The following is a 16,396-nucleotide window of genomic DNA, read 5'->3' on the forward strand; positions in this document are numbered from 1 at the left end:
ATGACTCATCCTGCACAATTTATAAATGGTCAATGGTCACAAGGCCAAGGCACAGAATTTAATTCAGTAAACCCTGCAAATAACGACGTTATTTGGCAGGCTTCATCGGCAACTGCGGCGCAAGTAGACACCGCAGTAAATGCAGCGCGCGAAGCGTTTTATGCATGGGCTGATAAAAGCTTTACTGAGCGTTTAGAAATAATTAAAGCATTTGCAGCGCAATTAAAAGAAAACAGCGAAGAGCTCGCTATTACTATTGCACAAGAAACAGGTAAGCCACTGTGGGAAACTCGCACAGAAGCGGGTGCTATGGTTGGTAAAATTGCCATTTCTGAAAAAGCATTTTTAGAGCGCACTGGCGACGTAGAAAACGCAATGCCACTTGGCCGTGCGATGATTCGTCATAAGCCACATGGTGTTGTAGCCGTATTTGGTCCGTATAACTTTCCGGGTCACTTACCTAATGGCCACATTGTGCCAGCGCTTTTAGCAGGTAACACGGTTGTGTTTAAACCGTCTGAACTTACTCCTAAAGTAGCTGAGCTTACGCTTAAACTGTGGGAAAAAGCAGGTTTACCAGCAGGTGTCATTAACCTTGTACAGGGTGAAGTAGAAACGGGTAAAGCTCTTGCTGCTCACAAAGGTATTGATGGCTTGTTCTTTACGGGTTCTTCGCGTACTGGTCATATTTTACATGAACAGTTTGCGGGTCAACCGGGCAAAATTTTAGCGCTAGAAATGGGTGGTAATAACCCACTTATTATTACTGACGTTGAAGACACTAAAGCGGTTGTTCACGATATTATTCAATCAGCGTTTATCTCAAGTGGCCAGCGTTGTACGTGTGCACGTAAACTATTTTTACCAACGGGTAGCAAAGGTGATGTGATACTGGAGCGTTTAATCACAGCAACTAAAGCGATTAAAGTAGGTAATTATGACGATGCAGACCAGCCATTTATGGGCTCTATGATTTCATCAGCTGCAGCTGCAGGCATGGTTAAAGCGCAAAACGAGCTTGTTGAGCTTGGTGGTGAAGTATTAGTAGAACTTGAGCACACAGCTAATACTGGCTTTGTAACACCAGGTATTATTGAGTGTACAAATATTAGTGACTTCCCAGATGAAGAGCATTTTGGACCACTTTTAAAAGTGTTCCGCTTTGACGACTTTGACCAAGCCATTGATAAAGCAAACGATACAACCTTTGGTTTATCGGCTGGTTTATTAAGTGACAGTGCAGCAGATTACGACCATTTCTTACGTCGTATTCGTGCAGGTATTGTTAACTGGAATCGCCCAATTACTGGCGCATCAAGCGCAGCACCGTTTGGTGGTATTGGCGCATCGGGCAACCACAGAGCAAGTGCGTATTACGCAGCCGATTACTGTGCATACCCAGTTGCTTCGGTAGAGCTTGAAAAAGTAGCTATGCCAGCAACACTAAGCCCAGGCTTAAAAATAGATTAAGTAGTAATACTACTTAATTATTATAAAAGCAGCTTCGGCTGCTTTTTTTGTATTGCTAACGCGCAAAGCTAGCAATCAACAGCGCTTTCTGCTTAAATCAAAAATAATTAATTATACAAAGGTGGTACAAAAATGGTTTTAGATAGGCAAGGGTACGATGATTTGATCATGTATCTAACTCAAAATTTAGCATTGTTTGAGAAGCCAGGCGAAATAAAACCAGGTGCCCCAACAGTAATGGAATTAATCGAAGACGTTATTGCACAAAATGTGATGCTTATTTGCGAGCAGCACACAAACCTCAACACAGAGCAGCGTAGTCAAATTGTACGCGAAGTTGATGGCATTGTTTACGATTTAGAAGAAGTCCTCAGCAGCATCACCTCACAGCCTGTCACGGTTGAACAGCATGCCTTTATAGATGAATTTGCAGGTTTAGTAAAAAACCTCTTTGATAGCGCTTTAACACAACAATCTTAGCCATTTTATAGCCCTGCGTTGCATTTTCATTTGCAACTACGGCTAACTTGCTTACAATCAAGAAAATATTTTTTTGAGATATAAAAATGCAAGCAAATGTAAAATGGGTTGAAGGCGATACGTTTATTGGTCGTTCTAATTCTAACCACAATGTTGTGTTTGATGGCGGCAGCGATAGTGCAGCACCAAGCCCAATGGAAATGATTTTAATGTCTGTCGGCTGTTGTTCATCAGTTGATGTGGTTAGTATTTTAAAAAAAGCCAAACAAGATTTTTCAGATGTACAAGTACAACTAAGTGCAGAGCGCGCCGAAACAGCCCCACGTGTGTTTACCAAAATCAACTTACACTTTGTTGTTAAAGGCAATAATGTGTCTGAAAAGCATCTTGCACGCGCGGTTTCACTCTCTGCTGAAAAGTATTGCTCAGTTGCATTAATGCTTGATAAAACAGTAGAAATTACGCATAGCCACGAAGTTGTGCAAGATCAAGCAAAATAACGCTTTTTCCACGAGGGAAATTCGTATAAAATCCGCGAACTTTTCATTCTGCAGGTGCAGAACCCACTAATTTATAGGTTGGTTTATTATGAACAAACCCTTCGATAAACTTAAACTTCATGGCTTTAACAATTTAACCAAAAGTTTAAGCTTTAGTATTTATGATATTTGTTACGCAAAGACCGAGCAACAACGTAAAGAATATATTGAATATATCGATGAGCAGTACAGTGCAGATAGACTAACCGACATTTTAGGTGAAGTTGTTGATATTATTGGTGCTAACATTTTAAATGTAGCGCGCCAAGATTATGAACCGCAAGGCGCAAGTGTAACTATTTTGGTTTCAGAAGAACCAGTAGAAGAGCAGCAAAATTACGATGCTGACGAAGCACCAGGCCCATTACCTGATTCAGTTGTTGCGCACCTAGATAAAAGCCACATTTGTGTACACACATACCCAGAAGCTCACCCTGATGATGGTATTTGTACATTCCGTGCTGATATTGAAGTGTCTACTTGTGGCATTATTTCGCCACTTAAAGCGTTAAACTTCTTAATTCATAGCCTTGAATCAGACGTAGTAACAATTGACTACCGCGTTCGTGGTTTTACCCGCGACATAAACGGTGTTAAGCACTACATTGATCATGCTATTAGCTCGATTCAAAACTTCATGACAGAAGATACAAAAGAAGCGTACCAAATGATGGACGTGAACGTGTATCAAGAAAACCTGTTCCATACCAAAATGATGTTAAAAGAAACCGATCTAAACACGTATTTATTCGGCCTTTCTACGGCAGATTTATCAGAGGGCGAAGAAGATGAAATTCGCTCAAAGCTGACCCGTGAAATGCAAGAAATATTCTATGGCCGTAACCTGCCAGATACAGAGTAATAGCAACGAATTAAATTAAAAATGGCGCTCAGTGAGCGCCATTTTTTTTTGCTTTATTTTACAAGCAATAGCTGTGTTTGTCGGCCATTTAAATACCAGACACCGCTTTTATCAAAAATAGCATCTTCCTCTAGCATTATTCTTATTTCTTTATTCCACTGTTTTATAAACACAGCATTGTTAAGCTCAATTGAGTAAGCCGTATTTAAATGTAGCGGATAGTCACCATCTCCCGGTACACCTTGCTGAGAATCCCACATACCTAATGTAGTGCCAGCAGCGTGGCCATGATAGCCAAGAGGATGAGTATAAATAGTGGGTTTTAATCCCTGATCAATAGCGGCTTTTCGTGCTGCAGCTAAAACCTCATTACCGGTTTTACCTACCGCAAATTGACTGGTAAATATGTCTTGTAGTTTATTACCGCTTTTTAGTGCTTCAACTAAGTAACTAGGCGCACTCGTTTCGTTTTCTTTGAGCACATACGCATGCTGCTGCGTGTCGGTATTTAAGCGTAAATAAGTAATCCCAAAATCTACATGAAGCAAGTCACCGGCTTGTATAACGCTATCATCGTAGCCATTGGTAAAGCTTTCTTCATGATCGAACGACTTCGCATCGGCGCGCTGAATAGCAATACTTGGGTGAAACCATGTTTGTAGTTTTAGCTCTTTTACGCGCTCTCTAAACCACCATACCAAGTCATCGCTAGTTGTTTTACCCACCGTAATAGTTTTACCCGAAAACCCCTCTGCAATAATATGATGGGCAATAGCGACAATATGTTTATACATTTTAACTTCTTCAGGAATGCGTTGCTCTAACCACGCAACAGCAAGCGGCTCTGCAGAAATTATTTTATTGTGATAAGCGGCGGGCAAGTTAGCCATTAAGGTTTTGTAATCGCCTAGCACAAGGCCATCGGCATGTGCCCAGTCGGTAGAAGTATTAAGCGCAATGTTGCGAGGTTTGTATTGCTCAATAAGTGTATTGAGTGCTTCCCACTGGCTTGGTTGTGTTTGTTTATCCCACCCTTTTTTAAATACGTTACCTATTTTATAAGGCGCAATAGCGTAAGCATCAACACCACCTTGTTTATTAAGTGCAAATAGCAAAATAGTGGTGCGTCTGGCTGAAAGCCATGTTGCTGGCAGCATTGTTTTTAATATTGGATCTTCGTTATATTCTCGACTTATAAGTAGCCACATATCAGTGTTGTGCTGCTTCATTAACGAGGGCATTAAGGTATTAACTCTAAGCTCAGTTATTTTATCTATAAACGTAGCGCGCTCTTTCATCGATAAAATAGCGGGAGCGTCATCAGCTTTAACAAAGAGGCTTAAAACAAGCGTAGTTAGCAAGCTTACGTAAAGTAGGAGTTGTTTAGTAAAGTGCATAATTGTTTTATTTTTAGGCTAGTTAATTTATAACATGCCTGAAGAGCGACTATAAAAAAACAATTTGAGATAAACAGCACACAAAAAAGCCCAGCTAAAAAGTAGCCGGGCTTTTGTATAAACAGCTTTATTACTTAAGCATGCTGTATAAAAGTGCAAATACAGCAAGCGAGCCAACCGCTAATATAAATAGCGTGCTAAAGCGATTTCGGTATTTATTAAGTGCAGGTACTTTATAAACTGCAATCATTGGCATAATGAATAAAATCATCGCAATGATAGGGCCCGATAACTGATCCATCATGTCTAAAATACTTGGGTTTTTAACAGCACAAAACCAAATAGCTAAAAACATGATTAACACACCAATTTTATCGGTAACGCCAGCGCTTAAGCCTGTTTGTTTAGTTACTAATCCTGTAAAGCTTTCGCGTGCACCTAAAAAATGACCCAAAAACGACGATGTAATAGCAATAAAGGCAACAAGTGGCCCAAGTGTGGCAATAAACGAGTTATCAGTAATATTAGCAAGGTAGGATAAAACCGATACGTTAGCCGCTTTAGCCGCTGCCATTTGCTCGCCTGTAAGCGACAGCACGCAAGAGAACACAAATAACAGTACAAAGGTAATAAGTAGCAAGCTAGTGCGCTTTAAAATCGCCTCAGACTTACGTGTAGCTTGTTCGCCGTAATGACCGCGTTGCACATTTACAAAGCTTGAGATCGCCGCTGCGTGGCTAAACGAAAACACAATAATAGGAATCGATAACCACAACGTTTTACCAAAGCTGCCTATTTCAGGCACCGTCATATCTGGCATTTGCCAGCTAGGGATTAAATAAAGTGATAAAAAGAACAATATGCCCACAAGCGGATACACTAAAATAGCAAAGGCACGTAGCATTAAGCGCTCGCCGCCCATCATTAAGCTAATCATGCCTGCAACTAATACGCCCGAAAGTAGCACGCGAGAAGGTGATTCCATCCCCATTTGATTAACCATAAAGCTATCAACGGTATTGGTTAAGCCCACACCGTAAATAAGCAAAATTGGGAATATAGATAAAAAGTACAACAAGGAAATTAACCGGCCCGCAGTCACACCAAAGTGCTCTTCAACTACGTCGGTAAAATCGGCATCTTTATTTTTTGATGAAAGTACAAAGCGCGCTAATCCACGGTGCGCAAAAAAGGTCATTGGGAACGCTAAACACGCCATAATAATTAACGGCCAAAAACCGCCAATACCAATGTTAATAGGTAAAAATAAAATACCCGCACCAACGGCGGTACCAAATAAACTTAATGTCCACTGCGTATCGTGCAGGTTCCATTTAGTTTTTGTATTTGAATTTTTGCTTGAATTTGTGTGTGTGTTTGGTGATGCATTTGAAAGCGTTGCATCTTGAGATGTTGTCATGTGTGTGTGCTCATCCATTATTTAAATAATAACTGCGCCGAAGGGTATAGTTTTTAGAGACATTTTTCATGTTTTGAAGAGATTTTTAGACTAATTAATTAGGCTCAATTGGAGGGTAAGTGTCATGAATACGAAACAGTGGTGTAAAAGTGAGCAAAAGCCATAAATGGCAAGCCACATTATAGAGTTACTGTACGGGGTAGGTTGGTTAGAGCGAAACCCAACACGCTATAGCGTCATGCTAGCAGGAAAGCCGAGGAAGGCGGTTTTCATAACGTAAAAATAGGGGAAGGTCATTTTTATTGGTTTTCATTTAAAAATCAAAATCTGCTCCCAAAAGCTGTTAAGTAGAAGCCATTGATCTCAACTTCATAAGAGATTTTTATTAAACTCCGTTATACTTCCTGCAATTGAATATGCCAAACGAAGTAAATAGGCCACTAACTGCAATGAGCAAAGAGATTCTCTTCCATACTACTTTTGCGCACGAAACCAGTAAAACATGGGTTGTATTTGTCCATGGAGCAGGTGGTAGTTCGGCAATTTGGTTTCGTCAGCTTAAAGCTTATAAAAAAGAATATAATGTATTGTTGCTAGATCTTCGTGGTCACGGTAAATCGAATAACTTAGTACAAAACTTTGTTGATAATAATTATTCATTTAATAATGTCTCTAAAGACATTATCGATGTGTTAGATCATAACAATATCACCAGCGCACACTTTGTTGGTATTTCATTGGGCACAATTATTATTCGAAATATTGCTGAAATTGCGCCGCAATATGTTTCTAGTATGGTGCTAGGTGGAGCGGTTACTCGTTTTAATACTCGCAGTAATACATTGGTTTATTTAGGTAATACTTTTAAACACTTCTTGCCTTATATGTGGCTGTATCGCTTATTTGCTTTTATTATGATGCCTAAAAAGCGCCATAAAGAATCTCGACTTTTGTTTGTTCGTGAAGCAAAACGCTTGTGCCAAAAAGAGTTTATAAAATGGTTTAAATTAGCCATGGACGTAAATCCTTTAATGCAATACTTCAAAGAAAAAGACATTGATATACCCATTCTTTACATTATGGGTAAGGAAGATCATATGTTCCTTGGCCCTGTTAAAGAAATGGTAAAGCGCCATAAAAATAGCGTACTGCAAACTATTCACCATTGCGGCCATGTCTGTAATGTGGAGCGCCCAGACTTATTCAATCAGCACTCGCTTGCTTTTATCGCCCAGCAAAATCGTTAAGGGTTACCGCTTTTAAAAAGCGTTCAATTAATGGGAAGTACTTAGTAAATTGGATTAGGTCATTCTTTTTGGCTTTATCCTTAGGCTAAAACATAGCTTTACTCGATGTCACACTGATAAGTTAAAACCAAGTTGCCTAATAACTTAATGAGATACAACGGAAATTTAGACTACGAATCACTGCGAATCGATTTAATCAATGTGCTGTGTCTAATGCTAGGTTCACACCTAAAATATGCCATTTAGATATTTCTACCCTCATCAAAGTTCTAATTAAAGCAACACCAAACACTTTGTTATATTCCGCGCAAAAGTACAGTAATCAGTTGCTTCAAAATAGACACTCAGCTATGGTTTGATTACAAATTGAAGTAAAAACGAGTTGATTTATAGGCTCGTCGGTAATCCCTCCATTAAAAATGGGGGGATTACCCGCCTATCTACATGGAGGTTATCATCGATATTTTAGCTCCAATTTTCTATGATCAGGATCCAAAAAAAGTAACGCTGGTCTGGGTTGCAGAGGGAGCTGAAGTTAATGTTGGTGACATTCTTTTTAGTGTCGAAATTACTTCTCATCATTTCAATGAATATCCCGAAAGCTTCTCACCTAGTGATCTTGACGTCCGTGCTGAATATAGAGGAATGATTTACGGTATTGGAATTAAACCTGGCGATATATTAAGTTCAAGTCAAATTGTTATGAAAATCTGCCGAAACAGTGAAAGGTTGAAGTCAAATCAAGTAATCAAATTCTTTCTTCTTCTAGGGGGGCTGCTTACGTCATATGCATTAATTTCTTTGTATTTAGGAGAAATGGAAGTAGTTAGTAAACTAACCTCTAGAACTATTACCATTAGAGGAAGTGATTTGTATTTTTTTGTGTTTACCCTAATATGTTGGGGTCTAAGTATATTTTTATTTGGACTTCCAATTAGGTATCCTAAAAATATTGATGACAAAGAGGTTGACTCATTAAACTATGATGAATACTCAAAACTGTACAAGGATTTAGCGTTACCAAAAGATATAATATGTGGCATCCTCTTGTTGTGTGGGATTATCAGTGTACTTACATGTTCGTTAATAATTTACTTTAAATAAAATAATATGATTAAAATGAAAAGAATAGAGTCAGCTCTCTCTTTTTAACAATTATCAAAACAAGCTCTAATGATTTGATTTAAAATGGAATTACTAAATATAGCTAAGATATCTATTCTGCTTTATTGAGCCCTGTAATTGCTAGCTTAGTAGCTTTCATTGCATACCAATAATGAAGGCTTAGTGGTGTTAAAGAGATACGTTAAAGTAACTTAAATAAGCTTGCATATTTGTATAGTTGTTAAAAGGTTTTTGCGTAGCGTTGATATAAATCGTGTGGTCGATGATAAGTTATACGAAGAGTTTCAAGAGGCACTCGCCCTAGCTGATTTTTATTTTGACGGTATTGTGACCGATTGGTTATTTCAAGTAGACTCTGATGCATCAGCCTGGCTAAACTTAATGTAAATTAATTCATTACCTGGTACGCAAGAATCAAACCCCGAGTTTACTCGTAATCTAAGGGAAATTGAGGAGCTAATTGATAGTCTTCAAAACTTTCATTGTGAGTTATTTGATGTATTTAAAGGTAGTATGATGTACTTAAAACCTAGCAAGTAATAAATTAGGCATGTTTTTTCACCGTTTGCTAGACATCAACTGGTAACATCAAAGAGTTAAAGCCATCACTTGTCTTGCTGACAACTGATAGCTAACCACTAAAAACTACCCTTACTCTTCTATTGCACTCACTACAAAATACGGATTCAAGTATTCATCTTTGGTGTTATAAATAAGCGGGCTGCCATCAAGCTTAGTGACTTTAGCACCGGCTATTTCGGCGATTGCATGGCCTGCACCTGTATCCCATTCGCAAGTTGGACCTAAGCGCGGGTAAATATCGGCGCTGCCCTCAGCCACTAAACACAGTTTTAGTGAGCTGCCTTTAGACACCATTTCAACCTCGTCAAAGCGTTTTACAAACTCGGCTAAATCGGGAGATGGGTGCGAGCGGCTGCCTACAACACGAATTAACCCTTTGTTAGGTTTGGTAGTTACCTTAAGCTCAATTCGCTCATCGCCTTTATCTTTAAATGCGCCAATGGCTTCGGCGGCTAAGTACGATACGCCAAGGGCAGGTGCATCTACTACGGCTAAAATAGGAGTGCCGTTTTTAATTAGGGCGATGTTTACGGTAAATTCACCGTTCTTTTTAATAAATTCTTTAGTGCCGTCGATTGGGTCAACTAACCAGTAGCTTTTCCACGTTTGGCGTACATCCCAGCTTATGTCGGCGTTTTCTTCACTGAGTATTGGAATGTCGGGTGTGAGCTGTTGAAGCCCTGCCACAATCAGTTTATGAGCTGCTAAATCGGCGTCGGTTACGGGGCTTTCATCGGCTTTGTACTCAACGTTAAAGTCCTTTTCGTAAATTCCCATTATCGCTTGGCCTGCTTTGCGGGCAAGGATGAGGGTTTCTTCTAGCAGTTCGGTTTGATTCATGGGGTTAACCTATATTATGTGCTTTTGTTTTAGATACGTTATCAGTTGTGTAACCGATTGGTCTAGGGTGTTTTTACTTGTATCTAAAATTATTTCTGGATTGTTTGGCACTTCGTAGCTTGAATCGATACCAGTGAAGTGTTTTATCTCTCCAGCGCGGGCTTTTTTGTATAAGCCTTTTGGATCGCGGCTTTCGCATACATCCAGTGGGGTATCGATGAATACTTCAATAAATTCGCCTTCGTCTACTAAGTTGCGCACCATATCGCGCTCCGCTCTAAAAGGCGATATAAACGCAGTAAGTACTAACAAGCCAGCGTCGGTCATTAGTTTTGCGGTTTCGCCCACGCGGCGTATGTTTTCAATGCGGTCTTCGTCGCTAAAGCCTAGGTCTTTGCATAAACCGTGGCGTACGTTGTCGCCATCGAGCAGGTAAGTGTGCGTACCTTGCTGATTAAGCGCCGCCTCTAGTGCGTTTGCTACGGTGCTTTTGCCAGAGCCCGAAAAACCGGTAAACCATAAAATAGCGGGCTTATGTTTTTTTTGCTCACTACGCTGTGCTTTTGTAGTTGCGTAGTTATGCCAAACTATATTTTCATCCATAGTGAGAGTCTCTTATGCTGTGAGCGCAGGTATTAAAACGGAAATACCTGCGGGATCAAGGTTAATACCGTGATTGAATAAATAATAGAAAGGGGTAAGCCCATCACTATGTAATCTTTTAAGCGATAGTTACCCGCGCTATAAACCATTAGATTAGTTTGATACCCAAATGGCGATATAAAGCTGGCTGATGCGCCAAAGGCAACCGCCATAATAAATGGTAGCGGGTCTACATTAAAACCAACCGCGAGCGAGTAAGCAACAGGGAACGACAAGGCAGCTGCTGCGTTATTAGTTATAAGCTCGGTAAATAATACGGTCATTAAAAATATGGCAATAAATGCACCGTAAGGACCAAAGTCGCCAAGTACCATAAACATGGCGTCGGATATTTGCCCGGCAAGTCCGGTGCCTATCATTAACTTGGCAAGGCCAATGGCACTACCTACTACCACTAATAACTCGATAGGAAAACGGCGTTTTACTTCGTTAAGTTTTATGGTGCCACTGAGCATTAAGCCAATCAGTAATACTAATAAGCCTTTAACCAGCGGCACTATGCCAATAATGCTTAAACCCAGTACTGCGGCAAAGCTTAGTAGCACAATGTTTGATTGTTTAGGTGCAAGGTGAGCTTGTAAGTCAAACCCTGAAATATACACAAATTCGCGCTTTAAGTTAGGCAAGGTGTAAAAGTTTTTGCCTGGTGCGAGTATTAGTGAGTCGCCAGCTTGTAATTGCACTTGCCCAAGGCCGCCTTGTAAGCGGTCGTGCCCACGACGAATGGCAATAACGGCAGCATGAAATTGTTCTCTAAAGCGGGCTTCTTTTACGGTTTTGCCAATAAATTTTGATGACTGACTTACGACTACTTCAACTAAGTGTTCTATGTCTTTTTGATGATTCTCGTGCACGACTTTTAGGCCGTCGAAACGGGTAAGTAATGGCACCGATTTTATGTCACCTACAAAAAGTAGCACGTCATCTTTTTGAATAATTTGCTGTGGGGTGACTGCGCAAATGCGGCTGCCATCGCGAATGATTTCAGCGAGGAATAAGTCTTTTAAATCACGCAGGCCGTTTTCTTCAACGGTTTGGCCTATTAATTTTGAGTTTGCTTGTACTTTGCCTTCTAGGTAAAAAGGCACGACTTCTTGGTCGCTTTTACCGTTGTCGGGTAAGTATTTAAGCATCACTAAAATGGTAATTAGGCCTACGCTTAGCGCGCCTAAACCCACTAAGGTAAAGTCAAAAAAGCCCAGCGGTTCCATGCCCGCATCTACTGCAAAGCCATTGACGATTAAGTTGGTTGATGTACCAATAAGCGTAATAGTGCCGCCCAAAATAGCAGTGTACGACAGCGGTAATAATAGCTTTGAAGGGGAGTGATTAGGGTTGTCTTTTATCGCGGTAATAAGCGATGCAACAACGGCGGTATTGTTAGTAAACGACGATAAAAAGGCGGTTGATAACCCCAATTTTGTTACCGATTTTACTAAACTACCTTTAGATAGCGATTGCGCTAACTTTTGAATTAGGGTGGTTTTTTCTATTGCGGTCGACACTAACACCAATAGTACTAAAGTGATAAGCGACGGGTTAGCATAATTAATTAACATGCTTTCAAGATCGATTAGCCCTGCTAAGTAGCTGGTGCCAATTGCGCTTACAAATAACCATGCTGGATTAATACGGGTGCCAAAAAGGCACCCGACTAAGGTAAGCATAATGCCTGTTAAAACGAGCTGTTCTACCATGCTTTTAAATTCCTAACAGGCTAAAGTTAACTTATAACTTAGAAATATCAAGCGCTTGCCAATGCGGAAAGTGCTTGCGTACTAAGCTGTTAAATTCAACTTCAAATTCGCTAAAGTTACTTTGCTGTGCTTGGCTTTGCAGTACTTGTTCAATCATGCCCGCAGCAACCGTTAGGTTTGATAAGCGATCGATTAATATAAACGAGCCTGTTTCGTGATTGCTGTGGTACTCGTCTGCCAAAATAGTTTCGGTTAGTTCAAGCGTTACAATCGCAATTTCGTTTAACTGCAGTGAGTCGCTAGTGCCGTGCTCAAGCGTGTTTACATCAATCGTGTAATCAATTTTTGTAACAATAGCTGAAGTGTTTTTGCTGCCTAGCTTTAGGTTATAGCTTTTACCTAATACTAATGGCGACTCATGCATCCACACAATTTTAGCTTGCAGCTGGTTAGTAACAACGGCCGTTGAATTTGCAGGTACGATTACGTCGCCTCGGCTAATATCAATTTCGTTATTTAGGGTAACGGTAATTGCTTGGCCTGCTTCTGCGCTGTCTAGGTTGCCATCAAAGGTAACAATTTCTTTAATGCTTGATGTTTTACCTGACGGTAATACTTTTATAGCATCGCCTACGTGTATCTTGCCCGATGTAAGTGTGCCCTGAAAACCACGGAAGTTTAAATTAGGACGCACTACATATTGCACCGGTAGGCGCGCTTCAAAGCCTGTATCTGTTTCGGCTGCTGGCGAATCTTCTAGTAATTCAAGTAGCGGCTTGTCAGTGTAATACGGTGTATGAGCAGAGCGAGTTACTACGTTGTCGCCTTTAAGCGCCGACATAGGCACAAACTTAATGTTTGATACGTTAAGTTGCTCAGCAAATTTAAGGTAATCGGCCTTAATTTTTTCATACACGGTTTCGTCAAAATCAACGATATCCATTTTATTAACGGCAACAACAAACTGCTTAATGCCAAGCGAGTCACAAATAAAGCTGTGGCGCTTGGTTTGTACTTGCACGCCGTAACGCGCATCAACCAAAATAATGGCGACATCACTTGTTGATGCACCCGTTACCATGTTGCGTGTGTATTGCTCGTGCCCAGGTGTGTCGGCAATAATAAATTTACGCTTAGCCGTTGAAAAGTAACGGTACGCTACGTCAATGGTAATGCCTTGCTCGCGCTCAGCTTGTAGGCCATCAACTAATAATGCAAGGTCAAGATCTTCACCTGCATTACCTACTTTTTCGTTATCTTTATGAAGGGCTGCTAGCTGATCTTCATAAATTTGGTGGCTGTCGTGCAGTAGGCGGCCAATCAATGTTGATTTACCGTCATCTACGCTGCCACACGTAAGCATACGCAATAAGCTTTTGTCTTGTTGGCGTGCTAGGTAGGCGTCTATGCCTATTTCTTTTACTTCGTTAAATGTATCGTTATTTTGGCTAGACATTAAAAATACCCCTCACGTTTTTTCTTCTCCATTGAGCCTGCTGAATCATGGTCAATAACACGACCTTCACGTTCAGATGACGTAGATAGCAGCATTTCTTCAATAATTTCGGTTAAAGTACTGGCTGTTGATTCAACTGCACCGGTAAGTGGGTAGCAGCCTAATGTACGAAAACGTACAGATTTCATTTGCGGTACTTCACCTTCATTAAGTGGCATACGCTCATCGTCAACCATAATTAGGGTGCCATCGCGATCAACAACAGGGCGCTCTTTTGCTAGGTAAAGCGGCACCATGTCGATGTTTTCTTGGTAAATGTATTGCCAAATATCAAGCTCAGTCCAGTTAGATAACGGGAAAACACGAATGCTTTCGCCCTGATTAACTTGGCTGTTATAAGTGTTCCAAAGCTCAGGACGTTGGTTTTTAGGGTCCCAGCGATGGTGCTTGTCGCGGAACGAGTAAACACGTTCTTTTGCGCGTGACTTTTCTTCGTCGCGGCGTGCGCCACCAAATGCAGCATCAAAACCATATTTGTTAAGTGCTTGCTTTAAGCCTTGGGTTTTCATTATGTCGGTATGTTTACCCGAGCCATGCGTAAACGGGCCTACACCCATTTCAATGCCTTCTGGATTTTTGTGTACCAGTAGGTCAAAACCGTATTCTTTAGCTATACGGTCGCGAAACTCAATCATTTCACGAAACTTCCAATTGGTGTCTACGTGTAATAACGGAAACGGAATTTTTGCAGGGTAAAATGCTTTACGCGCTAAGTGCAAAAGTACCGACGAATCTTTACCAATAGAGTAAAGCATTACTGGGTTCTCAAACTCAGCGGCGACTTCGCGCATGATTTTGATACTTTCAGCTTCAAGTTGCTGAAGGTGAGTTAAAGCCATTGTTAGTCGTCCTACTAAAATGATTAAAAGTTACAAATTTAAAATTCGGTTATGTATTTGATACATCTGTTAGCGGCTGTGCAAAGCTGCTTGTTTGTTCGTTTTTCCCAAACCACGCTAGTTGCGAGTGCAGGGCGGCTACTTCACCAATAATGAGTAGCGCAGGCGATATAATGCTGTTGCGCTGGATTAAGTCGGCAAGTTCGCCTAATTGGCCTGTTACTACACGCTGATTTTTACGTGTACCGTTTTCGATAATAGCGACAGGGGTGTCGGCCTTACGGCCATGTTTTAAAAGCTCGCTTTGTATGTGCGGAGATTTAATTACGCCCATGTAAATAGCAAGCGTTTGATTTGCTTTTGCTAGCGATTGCCAATCAAGTTCTTGGCCGTCTTTTTTACAGTGGCCAGTTACAAATTGAATGGCTTGTGCGTGGTCACGATGCGTTAGCGGAATACCCGCATAAGCACTACAACCTGCAGCGGCTGTAATACCCGGTACAATTTGATAATTTACGTTGTTAGCAGCCAGTACTTGTACTTCTTCGCCACCACGGCCATAAATAAACGGATCGCCACCTTTAATGCGGCACACTTTTTTGCCTTGTTTAGCAAGGTCGACCAGCATTTGGTTGGTGTCGTCTTGAACAACACTATGATCGCCTAAACGTTTGCCTACACAAATAAGGTCAGCATCACGACGCACTAACTCCATAATTTCGTCAGACACTAAAAAGTCGTATACAACCACATCGGCTTGTTGCATAAGTTGCAGTGCTTTAAGTGTTAAAAGCTCTGGATCGCCAGGGCCTGCACCTACTACATATACTTCGCCTTCAGGTTCTGCTTTAGCATCTAGCATTTGCTCTAGTTGTTGCTGTGCGGCTTGAGTATCACCGGTTTGTACTTTACTCACGACAGATGAGTCGAATACGCCTTCCCAAAATTGGCGGCGGTCTGAAAAATGTTTAAAGCGTTTTTTTACTTTGTCTCTAAAGCCACCGACAAGTGTTGCAAGTGGGCCAATATGATGTGGAATAAGAGTTTCGAGCTTTTCGCGTAAGCGACGTGCAAGTACGGGCGCTGTGCCAGCACTTGATATAGCAATCGTAATTGGGTCACGGTCAACAATGGATGGGAATATAAACGTACATTTAGGTTGGTCATCAACCACGTTTACAAACACATTGCGGGCATTGGCAAGTTCAAATACGTTGTTGTTTACTTCATCGCGGTCGGTTGCTGCAATAACAAGCATTTTGCCATCAAGGTGCGATTCATCAAAATAAGCATCAATAAGCGTTACTTCATTATTATGTGCATGCTCTTTTAGTTCGTCGCAAAACCAAGGTGCTATTAAAGTAACGCTTGCTCTCGCTTTTAAAAACGCGCGACATTTGCGTAATGCGACCTCTCCACCGCCAACAACCAATACTGGTTTGTTGTCGAGTTTGGTAAAGATAGGTAAATACTGCACGTTAATAAGACCCCTAAACAAATTCAAATATAAGAAAACGCTTTATTCTGATAAGCAGAATATAGCGGCTATCAATAAGTAAAAAATAATTAAAACCAAGTTGATATAACCAAAAGTTATAATAGGTGGGCTTTTTAGGCCTAAGAGCTAGTTAACAAGGGATTGCGACGAGTTACAAGTAAAATAACCAGCTTATAGTGTTTGGTTATGAGCTATAGCGAGTTTGGTTTAATTTGTTAATA

Annotated in this window: 15 protein-coding genes; 7 read left to right on the forward strand and 8 right to left on the reverse strand. The window is 40.7% G+C overall.

Going from position 1 to position 16,396, the window contains the following annotated elements; all coding sequences use genetic code 11:
• From astD to speD, 4 genes are all read left to right on the forward strand, one after another.
• Entirely contained in the window at nucleotides 1-1,470 is a 1,470-nt protein-coding gene (gene astD / locus P20429_RS18145) for a succinylglutamate-semialdehyde dehydrogenase (RefSeq protein ID WP_007580085.1), read from the forward strand.
• Between the two features lie 132 nt (nucleotides 1,471-1,602).
• Nucleotides 1,603-1,950: a DUF3802 family protein gene (locus P20429_RS18140; RefSeq protein WP_007580087.1), complete on the forward strand. Its 348-nt coding sequence runs from the start codon at nucleotides 1,603-1,605 to the stop codon at nucleotides 1,948-1,950.
• A gap of 86 nt (nucleotides 1,951-2,036) precedes the next feature.
• Entirely contained in the window at nucleotides 2,037-2,450 is a 414-nt protein-coding gene (locus tag P20429_RS18135; protein WP_007580089.1) for an OsmC family protein, read from the forward strand.
• Nucleotides 2,451-2,538: 88 nt separating this feature from the next.
• Complete coding sequence (gene speD, locus P20429_RS18130; RefSeq protein ID WP_007376266.1) at nucleotides 2,539-3,351, forward strand: adenosylmethionine decarboxylase; 813 nt, start codon at nucleotides 2,539-2,541, stop codon at nucleotides 3,349-3,351.
• Nucleotides 3,352-3,404: 53 nt separating this feature from the next.
• On the opposite strand, the gene P20429_RS18125 is transcribed toward speD, so the two are convergent.
• Nucleotides 3,405-4,748 (reverse strand): M24 family metallopeptidase, encoded by a 1,344-nt coding sequence (locus P20429_RS18125; RefSeq protein WP_007580092.1) that lies wholly within the window; start codon nucleotides 4,746-4,748, stop codon nucleotides 3,405-3,407.
• A gap of 130 nt (nucleotides 4,749-4,878) precedes the next feature.
• Nucleotides 4,879-6,168, reverse strand: coding sequence for an aromatic amino acid transport family protein (locus tag P20429_RS18120; RefSeq protein ID WP_007580094.1), 1,290 nt, complete (start codon nucleotides 6,166-6,168; stop codon nucleotides 4,879-4,881).
• A gap of 449 nt (nucleotides 6,169-6,617) precedes the next feature.
• On the opposite strand from P20429_RS18120, the gene P20429_RS18115 reads away from it, so the two are divergent.
• The 3 genes from P20429_RS18115 (at nucleotide 6,618) to P20429_RS20760 (ending at nucleotide 8,927) form a co-directional block, all read left to right on the forward strand.
• Complete coding sequence (locus tag P20429_RS18115; RefSeq protein WP_007580097.1) at nucleotides 6,618-7,415, forward strand: alpha/beta fold hydrolase; 798 nt, start codon at nucleotides 6,618-6,620, stop codon at nucleotides 7,413-7,415.
• A gap of 444 nt (nucleotides 7,416-7,859) precedes the next feature.
• On the forward strand, nucleotides 7,860-8,519 hold the full coding sequence (locus P20429_RS18110; protein ID WP_007580099.1) for a hypothetical protein: 660 nt from the start codon (nucleotides 7,860-7,862) through the stop codon (nucleotides 8,517-8,519).
• A 252-nt stretch (nucleotides 8,520-8,771) separates the two neighbouring features.
• A complete protein-coding gene (locus tag P20429_RS20760; protein ID WP_007580101.1) occupies nucleotides 8,772-8,927 on the forward strand; it encodes a hypothetical protein in 156 nt (51 codons plus the stop codon).
• A 264-nt stretch (nucleotides 8,928-9,191) separates the two neighbouring features.
• Here the strand turns inward: P20429_RS20760 and cysQ are convergent, their stop codons facing one another.
• Genes cysQ through cysG form a run of 6 tightly spaced genes read right to left on the reverse strand, consistent with a single transcriptional unit; the run spans nucleotide 9,192 to nucleotide 16,154 of the window.
• The gene (gene cysQ / locus P20429_RS18105) at nucleotides 9,192-9,962 is read right to left on the reverse strand and encodes a 3'(2'),5'-bisphosphate nucleotidase CysQ (protein WP_007580104.1); all 771 of its coding nucleotides are present in this window, start codon (nucleotides 9,960-9,962) and stop codon (nucleotides 9,192-9,194) included.
• Between the two features lie 9 nt (nucleotides 9,963-9,971).
• Complete coding sequence (cysC, locus tag P20429_RS18100; protein WP_002958870.1) at nucleotides 9,972-10,565, reverse strand: adenylyl-sulfate kinase; 594 nt, start codon at nucleotides 10,563-10,565, stop codon at nucleotides 9,972-9,974.
• Between the two features lie 32 nt (nucleotides 10,566-10,597).
• On the reverse strand, nucleotides 10,598-12,322 hold the full coding sequence (locus tag P20429_RS18095; protein WP_007580106.1) for an SLC13 family permease: 1,725 nt from the start codon (nucleotides 12,320-12,322) through the stop codon (nucleotides 10,598-10,600).
• A gap of 31 nt (nucleotides 12,323-12,353) precedes the next feature.
• Complete coding sequence (gene cysN, locus P20429_RS18090; RefSeq protein WP_007580108.1) at nucleotides 12,354-13,778, reverse strand: sulfate adenylyltransferase subunit CysN; 1,425 nt, start codon at nucleotides 13,776-13,778, stop codon at nucleotides 12,354-12,356.
• On the reverse strand, nucleotides 13,778-14,677 hold the full coding sequence (gene cysD / locus P20429_RS18085) for a sulfate adenylyltransferase subunit CysD (protein WP_007580110.1): 900 nt from the start codon (nucleotides 14,675-14,677) through the stop codon (nucleotides 13,778-13,780). Before cysD ends, cysN begins: the two co-directional genes overlap by 1 nt.
• A gap of 49 nt (nucleotides 14,678-14,726) precedes the next feature.
• Nucleotides 14,727-16,154, reverse strand: coding sequence for a siroheme synthase CysG (cysG, locus tag P20429_RS18080; RefSeq protein ID WP_007580112.1), 1,428 nt, complete (start codon nucleotides 16,152-16,154; stop codon nucleotides 14,727-14,729).
• Between the last annotated feature and the right edge of the window lie 242 nt (nucleotides 16,155-16,396).

It is taken from the genome of Pseudoalteromonas sp. BSi20429 (assembly GCF_000238895.1).
Classification (GTDB): Bacteria; Pseudomonadota; Gammaproteobacteria; order Enterobacterales; family Alteromonadaceae; genus Pseudoalteromonas; species Pseudoalteromonas arctica.